This is a genomic window from Paenibacillus sp. 01T431, assembly GCF_056398625.1.
In genome coordinates this window covers 289,256-310,519 of the sequence record NZ_JBFTPT010000004.1, presented here as the reverse complement: position 1 = coordinate 310,519, position 21,264 = coordinate 289,256, and the positions used below count along the sequence as shown (strand labels likewise).

20 protein-coding genes are annotated in these 21,264 nt (G+C 44.4%); 2 read left to right on the top strand and 18 right to left on the bottom strand.

Annotation, left to right across the window (positions count from 1 at the left end):
* Positions 1-91: 91 nt before the first annotated feature.
* From AC1DM9_RS09135 to pdhA, 8 genes are all read right to left on the bottom strand, one after another.
* Complete coding sequence (locus AC1DM9_RS09135) at positions 92-1,579, bottom strand: glutamate synthase subunit beta (RefSeq protein ID WP_076265851.1); 1,488 nt, start codon at positions 1,577-1,579, stop codon at positions 92-94.
* A gap of 245 nt (positions 1,580-1,824) precedes the next feature.
* Positions 1,825-2,316, bottom strand: coding sequence for a dihydrofolate reductase (locus tag AC1DM9_RS09130; RefSeq protein WP_477579565.1), 492 nt, complete (start codon positions 2,314-2,316; stop codon positions 1,825-1,827).
* A gap of 43 nt (positions 2,317-2,359) precedes the next feature.
* Complete coding sequence (locus tag AC1DM9_RS09125; RefSeq protein WP_477579563.1) at positions 2,360-3,316, bottom strand: thymidylate synthase; 957 nt, start codon at positions 3,314-3,316, stop codon at positions 2,360-2,362.
* Positions 3,317-3,373: 57 nt separating this feature from the next.
* A complete protein-coding gene (locus AC1DM9_RS09120) occupies positions 3,374-3,859 on the bottom strand; it encodes an acyl-CoA thioesterase (RefSeq protein WP_441882416.1) in 486 nt (161 codons plus the stop codon).
* A gap of 112 nt (positions 3,860-3,971) precedes the next feature.
* A complete protein-coding gene (gene lpdA, locus AC1DM9_RS09115; protein WP_076265847.1) occupies positions 3,972-5,387 on the bottom strand; it encodes a dihydrolipoyl dehydrogenase in 1,416 nt (471 codons plus the stop codon).
* 3 nt (positions 5,388-5,390) lie between these two features.
* Entirely contained in the window at positions 5,391-6,725 is a 1,335-nt protein-coding gene (locus tag AC1DM9_RS09110) for a dihydrolipoamide acetyltransferase family protein (RefSeq protein WP_477579561.1), read from the bottom strand.
* A 14-nt stretch (positions 6,726-6,739) separates the two neighbouring features.
* Positions 6,740-7,717, bottom strand: a complete 978-nt coding sequence (locus AC1DM9_RS09105; protein WP_339202658.1) for an alpha-ketoacid dehydrogenase subunit beta — start codon at positions 7,715-7,717, stop codon at positions 6,740-6,742.
* Between the two features lie 20 nt (positions 7,718-7,737).
* Positions 7,738-8,805: a pyruvate dehydrogenase (acetyl-transferring) E1 component subunit alpha gene (gene pdhA / locus AC1DM9_RS09100; protein WP_339202659.1), complete on the bottom strand. Its 1,068-nt coding sequence runs from the start codon at positions 8,803-8,805 to the stop codon at positions 7,738-7,740.
* Between the two features lie 290 nt (positions 8,806-9,095).
* Here pdhA and AC1DM9_RS09095 point away from each other — a divergent pair, with 290 nt between their 5' ends.
* On the top strand, positions 9,096-9,833 hold the full coding sequence (locus AC1DM9_RS09095) for an alpha/beta hydrolase (RefSeq protein WP_477579559.1): 738 nt from the start codon (positions 9,096-9,098) through the stop codon (positions 9,831-9,833).
* A 61-nt stretch (positions 9,834-9,894) separates the two neighbouring features.
* Here AC1DM9_RS09095 and AC1DM9_RS09090 read toward each other — a convergent pair whose 3' ends face one another.
* Together AC1DM9_RS09090 and AC1DM9_RS09085 are read right to left on the bottom strand one after the other, a co-directional pair.
* Complete coding sequence (locus AC1DM9_RS09090) at positions 9,895-10,392, bottom strand: low molecular weight protein-tyrosine-phosphatase (RefSeq protein WP_477579557.1); 498 nt, start codon at positions 10,390-10,392, stop codon at positions 9,895-9,897.
* Entirely contained in the window at positions 10,389-11,030 is a 642-nt protein-coding gene (locus AC1DM9_RS09085; protein WP_076265841.1) for a trimeric intracellular cation channel family protein, read from the bottom strand. Before AC1DM9_RS09085 ends, AC1DM9_RS09090 begins: the two co-directional genes overlap by 4 nt.
* Positions 11,031-11,253: 223 nt before the next feature.
* On the opposite strand from AC1DM9_RS09085, the gene AC1DM9_RS09080 reads away from it, so the two are divergent.
* Positions 11,254-11,892: a thiamine diphosphokinase gene (locus AC1DM9_RS09080; protein WP_477579555.1), complete on the top strand. Its 639-nt coding sequence runs from the start codon at positions 11,254-11,256 to the stop codon at positions 11,890-11,892.
* Between the two features lie 74 nt (positions 11,893-11,966).
* Here AC1DM9_RS09080 and AC1DM9_RS09075 read toward each other — a convergent pair whose 3' ends face one another.
* The 8 genes from AC1DM9_RS09075 to AC1DM9_RS09040 form a co-directional block, all read right to left on the bottom strand.
* Positions 11,967-13,940 carry an endonuclease MutS2 gene (locus AC1DM9_RS09075; protein WP_477579553.1) on the bottom strand — a complete coding sequence of 658 codons (1,974 nt, stop codon included), beginning with the start codon at positions 13,938-13,940 and terminating at the stop codon, positions 11,967-11,969.
* A gap of 446 nt (positions 13,941-14,386) precedes the next feature.
* Positions 14,387-15,163: an MBL fold metallo-hydrolase gene (locus tag AC1DM9_RS09070; protein ID WP_441882434.1), complete on the bottom strand. Its 777-nt coding sequence runs from the start codon at positions 15,161-15,163 to the stop codon at positions 14,387-14,389.
* Complete coding sequence (locus AC1DM9_RS09065) at positions 15,160-15,834, bottom strand: GNAT family N-acetyltransferase (RefSeq protein ID WP_477579550.1); 675 nt, start codon at positions 15,832-15,834, stop codon at positions 15,160-15,162. Before AC1DM9_RS09065 ends, AC1DM9_RS09070 begins: the two co-directional genes overlap by 4 nt.
* A 14-nt stretch (positions 15,835-15,848) precedes the next feature.
* Positions 15,849-16,511: a GNAT family N-acetyltransferase gene (locus tag AC1DM9_RS09060; RefSeq protein ID WP_477579548.1), complete on the bottom strand. Its 663-nt coding sequence runs from the start codon at positions 16,509-16,511 to the stop codon at positions 15,849-15,851.
* Between the two features lie 36 nt (positions 16,512-16,547).
* The gene (locus AC1DM9_RS09055) at positions 16,548-17,408 is read right to left on the bottom strand and encodes a carbon-nitrogen hydrolase family protein (protein ID WP_477579546.1); all 861 of its coding nucleotides are present in this window, start codon (positions 17,406-17,408) and stop codon (positions 16,548-16,550) included.
* A 24-nt stretch (positions 17,409-17,432) separates the two neighbouring features.
* Positions 17,433-18,791, bottom strand: coding sequence for a HAMP domain-containing sensor histidine kinase (locus AC1DM9_RS09050; RefSeq protein ID WP_076265834.1), 1,359 nt, complete (start codon positions 18,789-18,791; stop codon positions 17,433-17,435).
* Complete coding sequence (locus tag AC1DM9_RS09045; RefSeq protein WP_076265833.1) at positions 18,788-19,486, bottom strand: response regulator transcription factor; 699 nt, start codon at positions 19,484-19,486, stop codon at positions 18,788-18,790. Before AC1DM9_RS09045 ends, AC1DM9_RS09050 begins: the two co-directional genes overlap by 4 nt.
* A gap of 203 nt (positions 19,487-19,689) precedes the next feature.
* The gene (locus AC1DM9_RS09040; protein WP_339202673.1) at positions 19,690-21,240 is read right to left on the bottom strand and encodes an ABC-F family ATP-binding cassette domain-containing protein; all 1,551 of its coding nucleotides are present in this window, start codon (positions 21,238-21,240) and stop codon (positions 19,690-19,692) included.
* Positions 21,241-21,264 lie beyond the last annotated feature (24 nt).

Here is a 21,264-nt window from a genome sequence, read left to right as displayed (position 1 = left end):
ATCATGCGGGACAGTATTGAACCCATACTCAGCAAGAAAAGCGCCCTAAGGCGCTTCTCATCCATCAAATTTATTATCTCACTTCCAATATTTAAGGAAGCATCGATGATCCCATCAAATATTTATCCACTTCACGAGCGGCCTCGCGACCTTCATTAATCGCCCAAACCACTAAGCTTTGACCACGGCGCATGTCGCCTGCAGCAAATACTTTATCCACATTAGTGTTGTATTTGCCATAAGTCGCTTTTACGTTTGTACGACGGTCTTGTGCAAGACCAAGCTGCTCAATCAGCGTCGTTTCTGGGCCTTCAAAACCTACTGCAATAAATACAAGATCTGCAGGCCATACTTTTTCTGTTCCTGGAATTTCACTATATATTTTACGTCCAGTCTCATCAACCGTACGTTCAATTTGAACCGTATGAAGCTCTTTAAGGTTTCCATTGCCATCGCCAACAAATTTCTTCGTTAATACAGAAAACGCTCGAGGATCTTCGCCAAATAGTGCTTTTGCTTCCTCATGTGCATAATCCAGCGTGTACACATTCGGGAATTGCGGCCATGGATTTTTATCGTTGTCTCGCACTAGCGGCGCTTTCGCATGTGTGCCGAATTGCGTAACCGATTTACAACCGTGACGCAGTGCTGTAGCCACGCAGTCCGATCCAGTATCTCCGCCGCCAATAACGATAACGTCCTTGTCTTTCGCGGAAATATAGTTTCCATCTTCAAGATTCGAATCCAAATAGCTCTTAATTGTGCCATTCAAGTAATCCATTGCCATGTGAACACCGTTCAAATCGCGGCCTTCCATTTCAACGTCGCGAGCTCTTGTCGAGCCTCCGCATAGAACGACTGCGTCAAAATTATTAACGAGCTCAGAAGCTGTAATATCTTTGCCGATCTCTGTATTCGTTACAAACTCAACGCCTTCTGCTGCCATAATATCAACACGGCGTTGAACAACATGTTTTTCAAGCTTCATTGTAGGAATACCATAGGTTAGCAAGCCGCCGATGCGATCTGCGCGCTCATATACGGTTACGGTATGTCCTGCTTTATTCAGTTGTGCAGCAGTTGCCATTCCAGCAGGGCCAGAGCCTACTACGGCAATCCTTTTGCCTGTGCGGACTTTTGGCGGTTGTGGAACAACCCAGCCCTCTTCAAACCCGCGATCAATGATTGCTTGTTCGATTGTTTTGATCGTTACAGCATCACCTATTAAACCAACCGTACAAGATCCCTCACAAGGTGCTGGACAAACGCGGCCTGTGAATTCAGGGAAATTATTCGTTTTATGCAGACGGTCTAGCGCTTCACGCCATAATCCGCGATAAATCAAATTATTCCATTCTGGAATGAGATTGTTAACTGGGCAACCTGAAACCGAACCTGCCAGTTCAATGCCTGTGTGGCAATATGGTGTACCACAGTCCATGCAGCGAGCGCCTTGTGTTTTTAACTGCTCATCCGAAAAATGCTTATGAAACTCTTGCCAGTCTTTGATACGCTCTAGCGGGTCGCGATCGGCCGGCAATTCGCGCTGAAATTCCATAAAACCAGTAGGTGTAGACATGATCGCATTTCCTCCATCCATATTTCCCGTTAACACTGCTTAGATTCTCTTTAAAACTATATCGGGAATTCTTAAAATATTCAATAACGAACTTTCTGCGAAAACGAATATTTTGTCTAAAGCACTCGTTTACTATTTTACAACATCCTAGCATTCAAGTACTTATGAAGGTAATGGATTATGCGTACAATCATTTGCACTTTCTGACATATCGTTCGTCAAACGTTCGGTTTTACCTTGAAAAGCTACACTTCCGACCGAATAAACGTTTGAAACGTGAAAGCATACTTGTTTTTTTCATCACTATCTCTGCTCTCGCTTTCCACAAGCTTCCACTGCGAATCAGAGAATGCAGGAAAAAATGCATCTCCGCCTTCAATATCTGCTTCCACTTTTGTAAGCAATATTTGATTAGCAAAGGGCAGGAACTGCTCGTAAATATCAGCACCGCCTATAACAACAAGCTCTTCAGATGTATATAATTCTAGCGCTTCTTTTATCGAATGAACAATCTCACAGCCCTCAGGGTGGAAATCCGTTTGGCGAGTTAATACGACATTTCTACGATCCACCAATGGCTTAGGCAGGGATTCAAACGTCTTCCGGCCCATGAGCACTGTTTTACCAATCGTCATCTTCTTGAAAAAAGCCATTTCTGCTGGCAAACGCCATGGCAGCTTGTTTCCAATTCCTATAGTTCTATTGCGATCCATAGCGGCAATCAAAGTAATATTCATAATGGTTAACTCCTTTCTAAATTTTTTAAAATGAATATGAATTTTACACAGCTACCGGCGCTTTAATCGTTGGATGCGGGTTATAATCAGCAATGGATAAATCCTCAACTGCAAAGTCAAAGATTGATTTTTTGTCTGTGTTTAATTTTAACTGAGGGAGCGGTCTAGACTCTCTGCTGAGCTGAAGCTCGATTTGCTCCAAATGATTCGTGTAAATGTGGGCATCTCCAAGCGTATGAATGAATTCTCCCACTTCAAGCCCGCATTCGTGTGCAATCATGTGGGTCAATAAGGCATAACTTGCGATGTTAAATGGTATGCCTAGGAAAATGTCAGCGCTTCGCTGATAAAGCTGGCATGAAAGCTTGCCGTTTGTTACATAGAATTGGAACATCGTGTGGCAAGGAGGAAGTGCCATGCTGGGAACATCTTCTGGATTCCAAGCGGAGACAATCAGTCTTCTCGAATCCGGGTTTTTCTTAATCGTCGCAATGACATCCTTAAGCTGATCAATCGCATCCCCTTGCGTCGTCTTCCACTCTCTCCACTGCTTGCCATACACGTTGCCGAGCTCGCCGAATTCAGCGGCAAACTGGTCATCCGTTAAGATGTGCTGCTTAAAGAGATCCATTTGCTCATCATATACTTTAGAGAATTCATCATCCGTTTGCGACCGAAGACCAAAATTCGTCATGTCAGGGCCCGTGTAGGATGCGCTCTCCACCCATCTTTTGAACGCCCATTCATTCCAAATATTATTATTATGCTGCAGCAGATAACGAATGTTCGTATCTCCTTGAATAAACCAAATCAACTCACTCGCAATTAATTTGAATGGTACACGCTTAGTTGTAAGCATCGGAAAACCTTCGCTGAGATCAAAACGCATTTGATAGCCAAAGGTAGAGATCGTTCCAGTCCCCGTTCGATCTTCTTTTTTTGTTCCATGTTCTAAAACATATTTCAACAAATTCAGGTAGGTTTGTTCGCTTTTGCTCATTTGGACATTGCTCCCTATCATGAAAAAAAATCAGAAAAATAACAATTAATTATATCATCAACCAGGATTTCTGTCCTGTTTTCGTTTCTTTCGCAGCGCATGCCTCTCAGGAGCGGAAAGATGCAGCTTTATCTCCTCTTCTGTCTCTGGGACGACAGTTGGAACAATAGCAGGTTTGCCATGATCATCAATTGCAACAAAAGTGAAAAAAGCTGTAACTGTCGTTTTGCGCTCCCCACTGAACAAATTTTCGGATTGAACGGACACGAACACTTCCATCGAGCTGCGATGTGTCCACGAAACAAAGGCTTCAACCTCAATAACTTCTCCGACCCGAATCGGCGCCAAAAAATCAAGACTGTCCGTCGATGCGGTGACAGCTTGCATACGTGCATGTCTCATGGCTGAGATCGCAGCAACCTTATCCATGTACTCCATCAGCTTTCCGCCAAACATCGTATCAAAATGATTCGTATCCAAAGGAAAGATCAGCTGCGTCATAATTGTTCGTGATTCTCTAGCCAGTTTCGTTGATTGTTCCATGCTCGTGTACGCCTCCTATTTGTTGGATTAAAGCTCTTGAAGCGCAAAGAGGCCCCGCCGGCTGGAGAGCCGCGTGACCTCTGTTGTCGCAAAACGATAGCATTATTGCGATTTATTTAATGAAAGTGTGGATCGGGTGGCCAAGTGCAACCTCAGCTGCATCAAGCACGATTTCACCAAGTGTAGGATGCGCGTGAATTGTAAGTGCGATATCCTCAAGAGTTGCGCCCATTTCGATAGCCAAAGCAAGCTCAGCAATCATATTGGAAGCCTCAATACCGATGATTTGCGCACCAAGTACAAGACCGGAGTCTGCATCGGATACGAGTTTAACAAAGCCTTCATTTGCATTAAGCGACATCGCGCGTCCATTGATTGCGAACGGGAATTTGCCAACTTTTACATTATGACCTTTGTCTTTTGCTTCCTTCTCACTGAAACCAACGCTTGCGCATTCTGGATCAGAGAAACAAACTGCCGGTACGCATTTGTAGTCAATAACACTGGATTGACCCGAAATGGCTTCAGCTGCGATACGGCCTTCGTACATTGCTTTGTGAGCAAGCGCAGGTCCAGCAATGATATCGCCAATCGCATATATATGAGGAATGTTAGTGCGGCATTGCTCATCAACTTCAACTAGTCCACGATCAGACAGCTTCACGTTAATAAGGTCAAGACCTAGCTCACCATCCGTATTTGGACGACGTCCAACCGTTACGAGCAGGTAATCCGCAGTTACTTTCTCTTCTTTATCGCCAACTGTATACGTTACAGTAACGTCTTTATCTGTTTGCTCAGCACCTTTTGCTTGTGCGCCAGTAATGATATCCACATTCGTGCTTTTTAGTTTCTTCGCAACGATGTTGGACATATCTTTATCAAAGCCCGGCAAAATCGCGTCGGAGCCTTCAATTACTGTAACCTTTGTGCCGAATTTGGAGTACATTTGACCAAGCTCTATACCGATATAGCCGCCGCCGATAACGACAAGGCTCTTCGGAATTTCTGGCAAGGACAATGCGCCTGTTGAAGATACGATACGGCCAGTGAAAGGGAAAGCTTTTAGTTCAATTGGACGTGATCCTGTAGCGATAATACAGTTTTTGAAGCGGTAACGAGGCGCTTCTTGATCGTTGAATACACGCGCTTCGTTTTCGTTAATAAACATAACTTCGCCTTGGAAATATTGGACTTTGTTTGCTTTCAGAAGAGAAGCAACGCCGCCTGTCAATTTTTTCACGATGCCGTTTTTGAACTCTTGCACTTTTGTAAAGTCAACCTTAGCTTCTCCAACTTCGATACCGAATGCGGAAGCGTGACTGATTGATTCATATTGATGTGATGCGGAAATAAGTGCTTTCGATGGAATACAGCCCACATTCAAACATACGCCGCCTACATGTTCTTTATCCACGATGAGTACGTTTTGACCAAGTTGAGCAGCACGGATCGCTGCTACATAACCGCCTGGGCCCGCACCAATAATTAGAGTGTCAATATCTAGGGAAGCATCACCAACAACCATGTCTTATACCTCCATTATGAACAGTTCTGGTTGACCCAGAAGTGTTTTGATGTAATTCATAAAGTTTTGAGCTGTTGCGCCGTCGATAAGACGGTGATCGAAGCTAAGTGAAAGAGCCATTACAGGAGCAGCTACGATTTCACCATTGCGAACAATTGCTTTTTCAGTAATTCTGCCTGTTCCAAGAATTGCAACTTCTGGGAAATTGATAACTGGAGTGAAGAACATACCGCCAGCGGAACCAATGTTGGAAATCGAGATTGTGCTGCCTTTAAGCTCGTTTGCAGAAAGTTTGCCGTCACGGCCGCGAGCAGCTAGATCACGGATCGAGTCAGCAATTTTGAATAGGTTTTTACGATCTGCATCTTCAATAACCGGCACGATTAGGCCGTTATCTGTATCTGTAGCGATACCGATATTGTAGAATTTGCGAAGAACGATTTCTTGATTAGCCTCATCAAGCGTCGCGTTCAAGATCGGGAACTCACGGCATGCTGCCACAAGAGCTTTCACGATGAACGGCAAGTACGTAAGCTTGGAGCCTTTTTTCTCAGCATAAGGCTTATATTTAGCACGAAGTGCTACGAGCTCCGTTACATCAACCTCATCCATGATCGTAACGTGTGGAGCTGTATAAACCGATTTCGACATTGCGTTAGCAATGATTTTGCGAATACCTTTGAATGGTACGCGCTCTTCCGGACGGTACGGTGTACCAGCCGATACAGCAGCAGGTTTAGCTTCGCCAGCACCTTTAGCTGGAACTTCTGCGTTGCTTGATTGTTCAGCTGCAGGAGCAGATGCATCTGTAGCCGCAACAGCAGGAGCGCCGCCAAAACCAGTTACGTCATCACGAGTGATACGTCCGTTTTTGCCAGTTCCGCCTACTTGAGTTAGGTCTACGCCTTGCTCGCGTGCAAATTTACGAACGCTAGGTGTTGCTAGTACAAGACCGCCAGTTGCTTTAGGAGCAGCTGCTGCTTGTGCTGCAGGAGCTTCAGCTTTAGGCGCCTCAACTGCTGGTGCTGCCGCCGCTGCAGGAGCTTCTGCTTTAGGTGCTTCTGCTGCTGCTGGTTCAGCTTGCTCTGGCAATTCGCCTTCTGCATCAATGATTGCAACAACCTCGCCAATGTGGCAAACTTGTCCGTCTTTTACGAGAACTTCGAGTACTTTACCATTTACTGGGCAAGGCACTTCGACGATCGCTTTATCGTTTTGAACTTCCATAATAATGTCATCATCTGTAACCGTGTCTCCGACTTTGATATGCACTTTAATGATTTCGCCTTCGTGCAAACCTTCGCCGAGCTCTGGGAAACGATATTCGAATTTAGCCACCGCTTTAACCTCCTTTAAAAGTTCAGTACTTTGTTAACTGCTGCAGAAATACGTGCTACCGTAGGAAGCCACGCATCCTCAACTAGAGCAAACGGATATACAGTATCCGGACCAGCAACACGTAGTACTGGAGCTTCTAAGTGCAGAATAGCTTTTTCATTGATTTGAGCAATGATTTCTGCTGCTGCGCCAGAAGTTTTTTGTGCTTCTTGAACGACAATAGCACGGTTTGTTTTCTTAATTGAAGCAACGATTGTATCGATATCAAGCGGAAGCAGTGTGCGAAGATCGATAACTTCTACACTCACGCCTGTTTTTTCAAGCTCTTCTGCTGCTTTGACAGCTGTGTGAACCATAAGACCATAAGAAATGATCGTTACGTCACTGCCTTCGCGAACAACATTTGCTTTGCCGATCTCAACTGTATATTCACCTTCAGGAACTTCAGCCTTGAACGCACGGTACAAGTTCAAGTGCTCCATGAAAAATACAGGATCATTCTCACGGATTGCAGAAATCATCAAGCCTTTTGCATCATAAGGGTTTGAAGGAATGACAACCTTGATACCCGGCGTTTGAATAGCAAGACCTTCAAGGGAATCTGTATGCAGCTCAGCCGCTTTAACGCCGCCGCCAAAAGGTGTACGGAATACGATTGGTGAGTTGTAGCGACCGCCAGAGCGGTAACGCATACGAGCAGCTTGGACAAACATTTGGTCAAGCGCTTCATAAATAAAACCTACGAATTGAATTTCAGCGATTGGACGGAAGCCTTGCAACCCCATACCAACTGCCATACCTGCAAGAGCTGACTCAGCAAGAGGCGTATCAAATACGCGATCTTCACCAAACTCATCCTGCAAACCTTCTGTCACACGGAATACTCCGCCGACTTTACCTACGTCCTCACCAAAGATGACAACGTTCGAATCACGTTTAAGTTCTACGCGCATCGCATCGCGAATTGCTTCCAACATATTCATTTGAGCCATGATCGTCAGATCCTCCTCTTCTATTGAAAATCGTCCTTTTGCTCTTCCAAGTATTGCGGTGTTGTTTCGAACATGCTATCGATCAAGCCTGCTACAGTCATTTTTTCAACTGCTTCAGCTTTTTTGATGTGCTCAGTTACAGTTGCTTTTGCTTCATCTTTCACACGGTTTGTGTCTTCTTCAGTCCACAAGCCTTTTTTCTCTAGATATTTACCGAAACGAACAAGCGGATCTTTTAAAGCCCATTCTGCTTCTTCATCTTTTGTACGGTATTTAGTCGTATCATCCGCCAAGGAATGCGGACGGAAACGGTAAGTTAGAAGCTCAATCAAAGTAGCGCCTTCGCCATTGCGGCCACGCTCTGCTGCTTCTTGAACAGCTTTGATAACAGCAAGTACGTCCATACCATCCACTTGAACACCTTTAATACCAGCAGCAACAGCTTTATGTGCAACAGACAAAGCGCCTGTTTGCTTGGAGTAAGGTGTAGTAATAGCATAGCCATTGTTTTGTACAACATAAATGACAGGCAGCTTATAAGCGCCTGCGAAGTTCATGCCTTCGTAGAAGTCGCCTTCTGACGAACCGCCGTCGCCTGTATAAGTGATAGCTACACGTTTTTCATTCTTTTTCTTAAATGCCATTGCTACGCCAGTTGCGTGCAATACTTGTGCGCCAATAATGATTTGCGGCATTAGAACATGTACATCCTCAGGAATTTGACCACCTTGTTGGTGTCCGCGAGAATATAGGAAAGCTTGGTATAATGGCAAACCATGCCATACAAGCTGTGGCATATCACGGTATCCTGGGCAAATGAAATCATCTTTGTTTAACGCGTATTCGCTACCAACCATTGATGCTTCTTGACCTGATACTGGAGCGTAAAAGCCAAGTCTTCCTTGACGGCCTAAATTAACAGCACGCTCATCCCATGTACGAGTAAATACCATGCGGTACATAACTTCTTTTAATTGATCATCAGACAAAGCCGGCAATAAGTCCGGGTTAACAACTTCCCCGTCGAGTGACAAGACAGATAGCGGAGTTACCGGTTCCGTTTGAACTTCGTATGGCAATTTGCTCATTTTGTTCGCTCACCTCAATCGAAATATTTGAAAATCGTTTACCTCTGTTATAGAATTATTATAAACCTGTTTAATGAAAATGGTCAAAGCAAAAAACACAAAAACCGTTGTTTTTTCGCTGATTCTCATCATTCTTTTAAGAAATTGTATATGCTACAGACTTTATTTATTAGTATAACAGCATAATACAACAAGACAGAAATAGATGTGATTCCTTTGATTGTCTTTCTATTGTTTACCCACAACAGATGTTTTCCATTCAATAAATTCAACCGATAGGAGAGAAAGAAATGACAGATGAGCGATATTTGAAGAGAACAATAGTAAAGGAAACCGTGCCAAGCCGATATTTGGCTGAACAAAGCCGCAATTTACGTATCTTTTTGCCGCCAGGTTATAACGAGGTGCTTAGCTACCCGGTCGTCTATTGCCAGGATGGCGAAGATTTTTTCAACTTTGGGCGAATTGCGACTACAGCGACGCGATTGATTTTGGATGAGGGACTTGAGCCCTTCATTATTGTAGGTGTTGATGTCGACAAAAAGCAGCGCACGGAGGAATACACGCCAGATGGCAATAGACACGAGGCATACATTCGGTTTTTCGCGGAAGAGCTCATTCCGTTTGTTGAGGAACGTTATACGGTAAGACAAGACCCAGAACATCGATTATTGGCGGGCGATTCACTCGGCGGCTCCGTTTCCTTGCATCTAGCTCTCTCCTACCCGCAGCTATTTACACGAGTCATGTCCTTATCAGGAGCTTTTTATGGCATATCCCAAAACATTATTTCCGCAGCAGGAGACCTTAGCTGGCTCAATATTTATATGATTGTTGGTCTGCAAGAGGATGCATATGAAACGGACCGTGGCGTATTTGATTTTGTAGCTTTAAATCGCAACGCCAAGGCGTTGCTCGAACTTAATCAAGCTACTGTCTTCTATGAAGAAAAAGACGGCAAGCATCAATGGGGTTTTTGGCAAAAAGAGCTTGATAAAGCTCTCGCCTATTTCATTGAGGTTGAATAATCAAAAACAAAGCTGTCCAGCAGGCTCCTTTCAGAACTGTTGGACAGCTTTTTTAATGAATTTATTCATTTAATTGCAAATCTGCTTTTACCCGTTTGAGAAGCTCCTTACATCCGCTGTCGACTAATTCATAAACAAACGAAAAATTGTTTTCATAATAAGGATCAGGCACATCGGCTATTCCTTTCGCTGGCAGCAGCTCCATAAAAGTAAACAATCGTTTGGATTCCTCTACCGTAGCTTTAACTTCTCCAAAAAACAGCTTGCGTACATCTCGTAAGTTGTTTGTGTCCATACATACGATATAATCAAACGTTTTGTAGTCATCAGGCGTAACTAATCGAGCTTTCATACCCTGATGTGAAATTTGGTGCTGATCCAGCTGATCCCTCGTGCCCTCATGCGGCGGATGACCCAAATGCCAGTCACCGGTTCCTGCGGAATCGACCATAATTTGATCTGTCAATTTTGCTTGCTCTACCTGATGGCGCATAACGGCTTCAGCCATTGGGGACCTGCATATGTTTCCGAGACAAACAAATAAAATGCGAGCTTTCATGATATTCCTCTTTTCTGCTGTTCATTAGAAGTATGAATATGTAACGTGCGTCTTGGCAGCTTCCACTTGAAATAGACAGATAGCATGCGGAAGCTAATAATAATAACGAATAAAACCAAGAGCTCCAAGGTTGATTTTATCCAACCAAGTCCAATTGCGAGACCTGCAAGCATGGCCCATACGGCATAAATTTCATCTTTTAGCACAAGCGGCTTGCGGCCTGCCAGCACATCCCGAATGATACCGCCGCCAATCCCTGTCAGCATGGCCGCAACAAGGACCGCACTAAGCGGATGCTTCATTTGCGTTGCATATAGCGCTCCTTGAATAGCAAAGGCTGATAAACCAATCGCGTCAAAAAACGCCTCGCTCCGCCGCCAGCGCTGAATCCAGTCAACAGGCAATAGAAAAGCAATCGTCATGGCAATGATAGCTATTTTGAGCAGGTACCCTTGATTCCAAAGCGATGTAACTGGCATACCTATCAACAGATTACGCACGACACCGCCGCCAAATGCTGTGACAAGTCCAAGCACGAACACACCTAGTATATCGTATTCTTCCTCCATAGCGACAATCGCTCCGCTGACTGCAAAGGCAATTGTTCCGATAATGCTAAAAATACCAAAAATGTCCATACTCACAGCAAATGCTCCTCGCTTCCCGTACATGAACCGATCACTGCATCGGTACTTTCATTCATCATTTTAGCTGGGAGGATGTGGATACGCAACGACAAATTTCGTGAATTTCATCCGTTTATCCATACAGTTATTCCACTCCTCTAGTTTTTATAGAACAAAAGGCATTATACTGGAGTGAATTACATTAGATTTCGTCAAAAAGAAAGGAAAATTCATCATGCAACCTCGCATCGTAATATGCACGGGCGGCCAGCTTGGCCCCTGGGCACTTGCACATATAAAGCCCGATGATCTCCTGATTGGAGCAGACAGCGGTGCTCGCTTCCTCATTAAGAACGGACGAAGACCAGATATTTCGATCGGAGACTTTGATTCCGTATCAGAAGAAGATTTGTTAGAAATTCGAGAAAATAGCGGTCAAACGATAGCTTGTGACCCCATCGACAAAAACTACACCGATACGGAAATGGCCATACGTCTCGCCTTGGACTTGCAGCCTACTGCAATCATTTTACTTGGAGCGCTGGGCACTAGATTTGATCACTCCCTAGCTAATGTCCACCTGCTCGCGCTTTCTTCCCAGCAACAGGTGAAAATGACGATCATTGATGACCATAATAAAATTTCTTTAATTAGCGATCAATTAAACATCGAGCAGCAAGGATATCCGAACGTTTCATTGCTTCCGCTGTCGTTAAAAGTAGAAGGAATTACGCTTGATGGTTTTCAATATCCGCTGACTGACGCCGAGCTAACGATTGGTCAGTCTCTCGGGATTAGCAATGTCCTTCTATCATCTACTGGAACCATCTCCATAAGAAAAGGCTTATTGTTGGTCATCCAAAGTCGTGACTAACGATTTCAACAAAAAGACCCAACCGAGGCAATTAATCCTCCTGTCGGGTCTTTTGTTTTTTCGAGATTAATCCTTTAGAGAAGCTCATCCTCTTTTGTAACAATTTCTAAACCATCTACATGCTTGCGATTCATCAGCTTTCGAGCTTTTCTATTCTCCTTTGATTCAAACACAATATCGAGATCATACTCCTCATTTTGACCCGGGTAAAGCTTCGTTTTGGCGATATACAGCTTCAACCGTTTATGATTGAACGTAAGCTTTTGCCCTTGAATCTGGACAATCACATTTCCTCGTTCATCTGCAGGCCGATATACTACACCCATTTTATTTAGAGGATAGATCCATACTGCATCACCTTTCTCAAAAGGTTTTTTTGCTTCTTTCGGGTTCTGTGCTTTCGTTTCATCAGCCTTTTTTAAATTTTTGTTAATAAAATCTGCTGCTGCTGAAGATGACGTTTTCTGAGCTTCCTTTTCATTTCTTGATTGCTCACTTGTGCGTGTTTCATGAGATTGATTTTCTTTCCGCACAAGCAGATGTTCTGCACGCTGCATCACCTCTTCTGGCAGACCAAAGCGCCTTGCTATCGCGAATGCGTGACTCTCGCCTGCTTCCCCCATCTCTAAGCGATAAAGCGGCTTTAACGTTTCCGCATCAAATGCCATTTTCCCATTTTGACATCCAGGGGTTCGCGCAGCAAAAGCTTTAATTTCATTAAAATGAGTCGTTGCTCCCGCCAATGCTCCTTTTTTCAACAGTTGTTCTAATAGTGCGATAGAGAGCGCTATCCCTTCTGATGGATCGGTACCCGCCGCCAATTCATCAAGCAGAAGCAGTGCTCTAGGGCCAGCCGCTTGAAGCATATCCTTAAGAACGGTGATATGAGAAGAAAATGTACTCAGTGATTGCTCCAAACTTTGTCCATCTCCAACGTCGGCGATAACGTGCTGGAATACACCGATCTCGCTCCCCTTCTCAGCTGGAACCAGGAGGCCAGATTGGACCATCAGTACGAATAATCCAATGGTTTTTAAGGTTACCGTTTTGCCACCTGTATTCGGTCCAGTAATAATTAACTGTTTCCATTTGTATCCGAGCTCCACATGCAGCGGTACGCTATGTTGTCCTAGCAGTGGATGGCGTGCACCGACGAGTCTAACGACTGGCTGATCGGATAACTCGATTTTTTTACCGTTATACGACCTAGAGAGCTTCGCTCTTGCCGTAATAAAGTCAAATGAAGCCATAGCTTCTACGTTGCGAAACAGCTCAAAGGAGAACGATTCGGTATATTCAGACAATCGGGATAATATAACGGTACGCTCCCGCTCCTCATCCGCCTTCCACTGCTGCAGCTCAATTTGAAGCTCTGATGCGTCTAATGGCTCAACGAATAAGGTCTGACCACTTGCGGATTCATCCCATACTGTCCCTGGCACCTGCTTGCGATGCTCGCGCTTTACTGCAATGACAAACCGATCATGGCGCTTGCTGATGACCGGCTCTTGTAGAGCAGTACGATATTTATGAAGCGCATTCTCCATTTTTTTCTGGATCTTGTCCTCCGCTGCATAGATATGCCTGCGGATGTAGGCAAGATCAGGGCTAGCTTGATCGGTCAGCTGGCCGTAACGAATACAACGTTTTAGTTCGTCCCTAAGTACGGGGCAATCGTACATAGACTCCGCATAAGCAGAAATCGTTGGCGCAATCTCACGTTTGCTGAACATGTACTTTTTCATTTGTACAACAGAGCTTAACCATACCGATAGCTGTTCTAGTTCCTGCTCATTATAAATTCTACCTTTGCCGAGCAGCGACAGAAACGAATCAATGCCGTCCATTGCGGACAATGGAATGCTTGCCCCGCTTCCGAGAAGTTCAGCAGCCTCGTACGTTTCTTGCAGCCACGCTTCAACTTGCCGCTGCTTCGTGCTTGGTTCAAGCCTTTCAGCCAACAATCGTCCTGCGGGTGATATCGTGTGGCTTACTACGCCTGCTTTTACCTTATCAAATTCTAATCTTCGCCAAGATGCTTCATTCATCTGTATGGCCTCCTCTATTTTGAGTAAAAAAAAAGACAGAAACAGAACGCGGGCGCGTTCCATTCCTGTCTTTGATCGACAAATGCTCCAATACCATTTCCACCGCTAACAAAATCGTTAACATGAAAATAGATATAAAAAAAACCGCGCTGCGAGAGCACGGTGATTGGGCCGCTGTCGAATTGCTTCAGGCGGAAATCCTCATGTCCAGAACTCTTGGCGTCAGATCACGAAATAGAGCCTTGCATCTCAGTGAATTCACACTGGGAATCGTCGCAAGACCAACGTTCATCTGACTCTATCCAATTTATGAGTTATGGACACCAGCAAACATTAAAATTTCCCCTTTAAGCATATTGTTAAAAGTTAATCCAAAATAGGATTCTTAATAAATGTACATAAAAGACAAGCAGCTTGTCAAGCGAGACTTAATCTACTGTTTATGGCTATAAAGAAATGGACATKCCTGTTCGTGCAAATTGAAGGTGATCGGGCAGCTTATAATCTCTCCGAAGATCAATATCATGCGACATATGTGTGAGAAAGGTTTGTTTGGGCTTCCATTTCTGGATAAGCTCGATAGCTTCAACAACATCATAGACAGAACGAGTTTCATAAGCAAAAGGCTCTTCGTAAAAGCTTGTTCCTAGTACAAGCAAATCAAGATCAGCCAAATGTTGCTGCTGCTCATCCGTCAGGCCGATGGAATCAGAGCAATAAACCCATTTGCAGTTTGTTTCTGAATGTTCAAAGCGAAATGCGTAGGCATAGCCGTTTTTCCCGTGATTGACTCGCCAGCTATATGCTCGCCATTTGCCGAGCATAATAGGAGTGTCAAATGAATGGAACTCAATCTGCCGATTTAGCCAAGGAAAACGATCTAATATTTCTTTAATGACTTCAGTGGGCGCGTAAGCTTGACCTCTTTTTTTCGTCCAGCGACAAGCGTCTGCCCACTCCACCAATCCTCCGATATGGTCAAAATGAGCATGTGTAATGAGAAGTGTGTCGATCTCACGCAGTGAGGCCATCTCTAATTGTTTTGCGAAGTCCGACCCACAGTCAATCCACACCGTTCCAGCTTCTTGATCCTCCAGCTGCAACGACGATCTATAACGACGGTTTTCCTGTGTGTCCCGTGCTTCCTCACAAACCTCACATTCACAATAAATGCGAGGCACACTCATGGAATCTCCAGTTCCCCTAAAAATCAGCTTCGTCATAGCGGCAGCAGCTCAAACGACTCCGATGCACGGATTTGTTCCATCATTTGAAGCCATTGTTCCGGCTTGTTTGGCAATGCGGCATAATAGCCTTCTAAGAATGAGGCGATTAGAGCTGCATCAATCGTTGTTTGCTCTTCATTTTTCGGAAGGAAACATAAGTCCAGTTCAGCAACAGCTTGGCCTTCATGGTCCCAAGAAGGATGAACATAAGGAAAAGCGATTCGCTTATAGCCGATATGCGACAGCACTTCGCGACGCACAAACGGATTCATAGGTGAAACTCCGCCAAATGCATGCTCACCTGCGCGATAAGGGTCATATACCTCAGCAAACATGCCAAGCGAGACAGTACCCGACTGCTCAGCTAGCTTCTGCAAATCTTGTTCTCGATTGCGGAGTAGAAAACGACCGATGCCAAGTGATGGTTTTCCGATAATCGTAAAATCAGTCATAGCAACGCGCAGCTCTGGATAATAACGATATTCCGTTGAACCTACGACTTCCCCCTCATGCAATGCAACATATACATGAATGGTTGGGTCTTCAAGCGGCTCGCGCCAAAGTTCATAAGCAAGAACTTCCTCAGGCGGAAAAATCGTTTGAAGAAGCTTATGTAATGGTTCAAAATATTTGTCCTCAATGCTTACGATTCGATGATAGGTTAGCATATATGTACATCTCCTTATTTAAATGGATTACGCCACTCCATGATTGCAGCGCTGTTACCCGATTGCTCATCATCCAAGTAGTCATGAGCAACCCCAATCGGCATCCGTCCGCATCTAAGCAAAAAAGTAATGACAGGGTCTTTGTATTCTCCAGTTAACACTTTTTCCAAATAAGCTTCTGGCGTCATCTCTTGTATTAGCGCCCCATAACCGGGCATGCGGCCGCCCCCAAGCAATCTCATAAGACCCAGCTGAACAACCGTTTCATACATCGATTGCATGAGCCATTTGCCAATGCCAGATTTTCGGAACTCCGGTATGACACAAAGGTCTATTACATACAAAGTGTCTCCGTTTATATCATGATTGCGAATATAACCACTGTCAGAAATCGTTTCCCAATTATGTGCATGGCCATAATCATTCATATCGATGGTTACTCCGGTCATGGAGCCAATAATCATTCCATCAACCTCTGCGCATAAGGCACCTTCAGGGAATCGGTTCACATGTTCAGTTAATTGTTCTTTGTTCCACCAAAGCTCCTGTGGGTAAGGCGGGGGAAAGCTTAGCCGCTGAACTTCAATTAATCCATCAAAATCTGCTGGTTTATAATTACGAATGACTGCTTTTTGCGGCTTTCCATCGATGAACAAGAACAGCTCCTTACGCATCATGGTCTCCCCCTTTCTTCGCTAAACAAGATAAAAAAATCAAGTCAAATCGGTATACAAATCGGTGCGTCGGTCACGCCACGTCGTAACAGAACCCTTCAGCCTAACTTCCTCAAGTAAAGTTAAGTCGAGGTCAGCCACGACAAGCATATCATCGTTGATGATGCCTTCGCTTAATATACCGGCTGGCGGGAAAGGAATATCATTCGGAGCAATAATTGCAGCTTGACCAAAATTTGCACGCATCAGATCGACTTTACGAAGTGAGCCAACTGTACCTGTCGTTACGATGTATACCTGATTCTCAACTGCTCTAGCATGGCAGCAGTATCTTACGCGATAAAACCCATGACGATCATCCGTGCACGATGGACAGAAAATAACATCTGCTCCTTTGGCACGAGCCATTCGAACAATCTCTGGAAATTCAATATCGTAGCAAGTGAGCATCGCAATGGTGCCATAAGCGGTCTCGAATACCTCAAGACCTTCACCTGCCGACATATTCCAGCCTTCTACTTCTGGTGGTGTAATGTGGATTTTATGCTGAACGTCAATTTTCCCATCGGGATGAAAGAGATGCGCAGCATTGCGCAAACTTCCATCCGCTTGTTTAATCACGTGGGTGCCTCCAACAATGTAAACCTCATATTCAGCAGCTAGTGAGCGAAAGAGAGCAAGATAATCCTCCGTGAATTCAGGAAGCCGATCAATAGGAAGCGCTACGCCCTGCTCATCTCCAATCGACATCAATTGGGTTGTCAGAAACTCAGGAAACAAAATAAATTGTGCCCCGTATTCCGAGGCATTGCGTACATAATGTGTTACTTGTTCTGCGAATTGCTCAAACGAATTAATATCAGCAAGCTTATACTGAACGGCTGCCGTACGAAACTTCATTCGTTAAATCCTCCAATCGTATCGTTATTGTTTGCGCTGTTTAAATTGCAAAGTAATCGTCGTTCCCAAATCCGGCAGACTAAACACATCTACCTTTCCTTCATGCAAATCTATGATTCGTTTGGCAATGGACAAGCCGAGACCTACTCCGCCTGTTGTGCGGCTTCTGGCTCCATCCACACGGTAGAAGCGCTCGAATAGATGCGGAATTTCGTTTTCTGGAATGCCCATTCCTTTATCCTTAACCTCGATTTTCACGATATGTCTAACGAGTGTAATCGTAATATCGATCGGGTCCTTCGAGTATTTAATCGCGTTATCGAGCAAAATGACGAGCAGCTGCCTGATCTTGTCCTTGTCTCCAACCATACGAACAGCCTTGGACATCGCTTTCACTCGAATCGGTCTGCCGAACGTCGTTTGCAGCATCGTTGCTAGCTCATCAACCACTTGAACAACATCAAACAGCTCCTGCTTCAGCCAATCCTCCTGCTCCGCCTCAGCAAGCATAAGCATGGATTTTGTTAAGTTTTGCAGACGATTTGCTTCTTTATCGATTGCTTCAATCGCTTCATTTCGCAAGCTCTCGTCATCACGTCCCCAACGTTTTAACATACCAGCATAGCTGCTGATAACAGTTAGAGGGGTTTTGAGCTCATGAGAAGCATCTGCTACGAATTGCTTCTGCTTAGCAAATGTGCGGTCAAGTCGTTCAATCATCTGATTAAATGCACGAACGAGCTGCAGAAGCTCAGCAGATTCCTCGCGGTTGCTAAGCTCAATTTGTCTAAGTTTCCCGCTTCGGTCAATTTCTCGCATCGTATTAACCATTTGCTGAATGGGCGCCGTTAGTCTTGAAGTAAACCAATACGTTCCGAATATGGCAAACAAAATGGCACCGCCGCTCGTGACGCTTAACGCTGCGACCAGCACCTGCAAATAATTGTCCAATTCATCTAGTATTCGATTAATCTCAAGCATTGCAATGACACGATTGCCGTCATATAGCGGAACTCGCATGAACAAAATTCGTTCTCCGCCCTTCGTGATCATCCCGGTATGGTGATGCACCTCAAAGGTCGCTGGCAGCTGCTGCAGCAGCTCATCCGTTCCTGTTATATTTACAACCCTGTTATTAGGCGCAATGATGCGAATCATTTCGTTTACGTTGTAATACTCATTGAGCAGCTCCGGATAGTTTAATCCTCGGCCGCTCTGAATTCGGGGATTCTCAAGCATGAGATTCACCTTATTCGCAATGACCTCTTCTTCACTTTCAGTCGTTATTTTGATCACATAGAAATACACAAAAATATTAAATAGAATCAAAATAAATATAAGCCAAAAAATGGTGAAAAGCGTAAACCGTTTGCGGAGTGTCATGCATCGGGCTCCTTTATCATATAACCTACTCCTCGAACCGTATGAATAAGCTTATGACGATAACCCTTGTCCAACTTCTGACGCAAATAACGGATATAAACATCAACTAAATTTGTTTCACCGATAAAATCATATCCCCAAACTTCGGATAAAATATCTTCACGCGATTTCTCATCATTTTTGTTTTCCACAAGGTATACGAGCAGCTCGAATTCACGCGGCGTTAGCTCGATCAAAATATCTTTGCGATAAACCTTACGCGTGCGCAGCTCGATCGTTAAGTCGCCAACCTTGATCATGTCAGATCCTTCCGCTTCCTTCGGATACTGCTGGAATATACGTAAAATGTTGCGAACCCGCGCCAACAGCTCCTCCATTGCGAACGGCTTTGTAATATAATCATTTGCTCCATGCTCGAATCCACTTACTTTATCCGGTACGGTGTCGCGTGCAGTCAACAATATAATAGGTACAGGATTTCCTGCTTGTCGCAGTAATCGCAGCACTTCAATTCCGCTCATCTCAGGCAACATGACATCGAGCAATACAAGCTCCCATTCACCTGTCGAAGCCATTTCATATCCGGTTCTGCCATCAGCGGCAGTTCCTACGGTATACCCCTCATGCTCAAGCTCAAGTTGTAAAATTCGGGAAATACCCGCTTCATCTTCGACGACTAGAATACGTTCTTTCATTCTAGAGGTTCACCTGCTTCCAGTTGTAAATAATATTAATGCCGTTAATCAACCATATCTTCTTCTATAAATACGGTTAAATTTATCATAATGAAGACCTATCACAAATGCAAGCAAGCCGATCTACAAGAAGAGTAGACCGGCAATTGCCACGGAGGGTGTTTATCTTCACGAAGATAAAGGATATTAAGCTAAAACCACTCCTAGTTTTGCATCGACCATGCTTCTACATCCCATGTTTTGGTAGCCATATCCTCGTAAAATTCCGGTTCATGAGATACAAGCACGACAGTACCTTTATAAGCCTTAAGAGCACGCTTCAATTCCGCTTTAGCCACAACGTCCAAATGGTTCGTCGGCTCATCGAACAGAATCCAGTTGCTCTCGCGCATCATAAGCTTGCATAGACGAACCTTCGCTTGCTCGCCGCCGCTCAGCTGGTTAAGCGAACGTGTAATATGTTCATTTTTCAAGCCACAGCGTGCAAGGGCACCCCGAACCTCTGATTGGGTCATGAAGGAGAACTCATCCCATACATCCTCAAGCGGCGTCATGGTCGGAGCTTTTGCTTCTTGCTCAAAGTAAGCAGGATTTAAATAATCGCCCAGATAGGTTTTGCCGTCAAGCGCTGGAATTACGCCTAAAATGGTTTTGAGTAGTGTAGATTTACCAACGCCGTTGCATCCTACGATAGCAATCTTATCACCACGTTCAATGACCATGTCCATTTTTGGCAGCAGAGGTTTATTGTAACCGATGACCATGCCCTCTGCTTCAAATACAGTCTTGCCGCTCGTTCTCGATTCTTTAAAGTTAAACGTTGGTTTTGCCGCTTCTTCCGGTTTATCAATACGATCAATACGATCAAGCTGCTTCTCGCGGCTCTTAGCACGTCCTGATGTTGAAGCGCGTGCTTTGTTTTTTTGAATAAAATCCTCTTGCTTTTTAATAAAATCCTTTTGTTTCTCGTATGCGTCGATGTGCTGCGCCTTGTTCAGGTCAGCCATTTCAAGAAATTTATCATAATTGGCCGAATAGCGTGTCAGCTTCGTAAATTCAAGATGGTAAATCACGTTGACCACTTGATTCATAAAGCTCGTTTCATGTGAAATAAGAACAAACGCATGCGGGTAGTTTTTCAAATAGTTAGTTAGCCAATTGATATGCTCTTCATCCAAATAGTTCGTAGGCTCATCGAGCAGTAGAACACCTGGTTTTTCAAGAAGCAGCTTCGCTAGCAGTACCTTTGTCCGCTGACCGCCGCTAAGTGCAGTAACATCACGATCAAGTCCAATCGCATTCAGACCTAGCCCGTTTGCCATCTCATCGACTTTTACATCAATTAAATAGAAATCGCCGATCTCCAGCTCTTCCTGAATCTCACCCATACGTGTAAGCAGCTCATCTAATTTATCTGAATCTGCATCGCCCATTTGAGCTGCAATGTTGTTTAGCTCTTCTTCCAATAGCAGCAAAGGTAAAAAAGCATCCTTCAGTACATCACGGATCGTTTTACCTGCTTCAAGCTTCGTATGTTGATCCAAGTAGCCGTAACGAACACGCGGTGTCCATTCGACCTTTCCTTCATCCTTCAACAGTTTGCCTGTTAAAATATTCATCAGTGTTGACTTGCCTGTACCATTCGCACCGACTAGGCCAACATGCTCTCCATCCAACAAACGGAAGGCTACATTTTTAAAAAGCACACGATCTCCGAACGTATGTGATAATTGCTCAACTGTTAACAAACTCATTTGTCTTTATCTCCATTCATATAT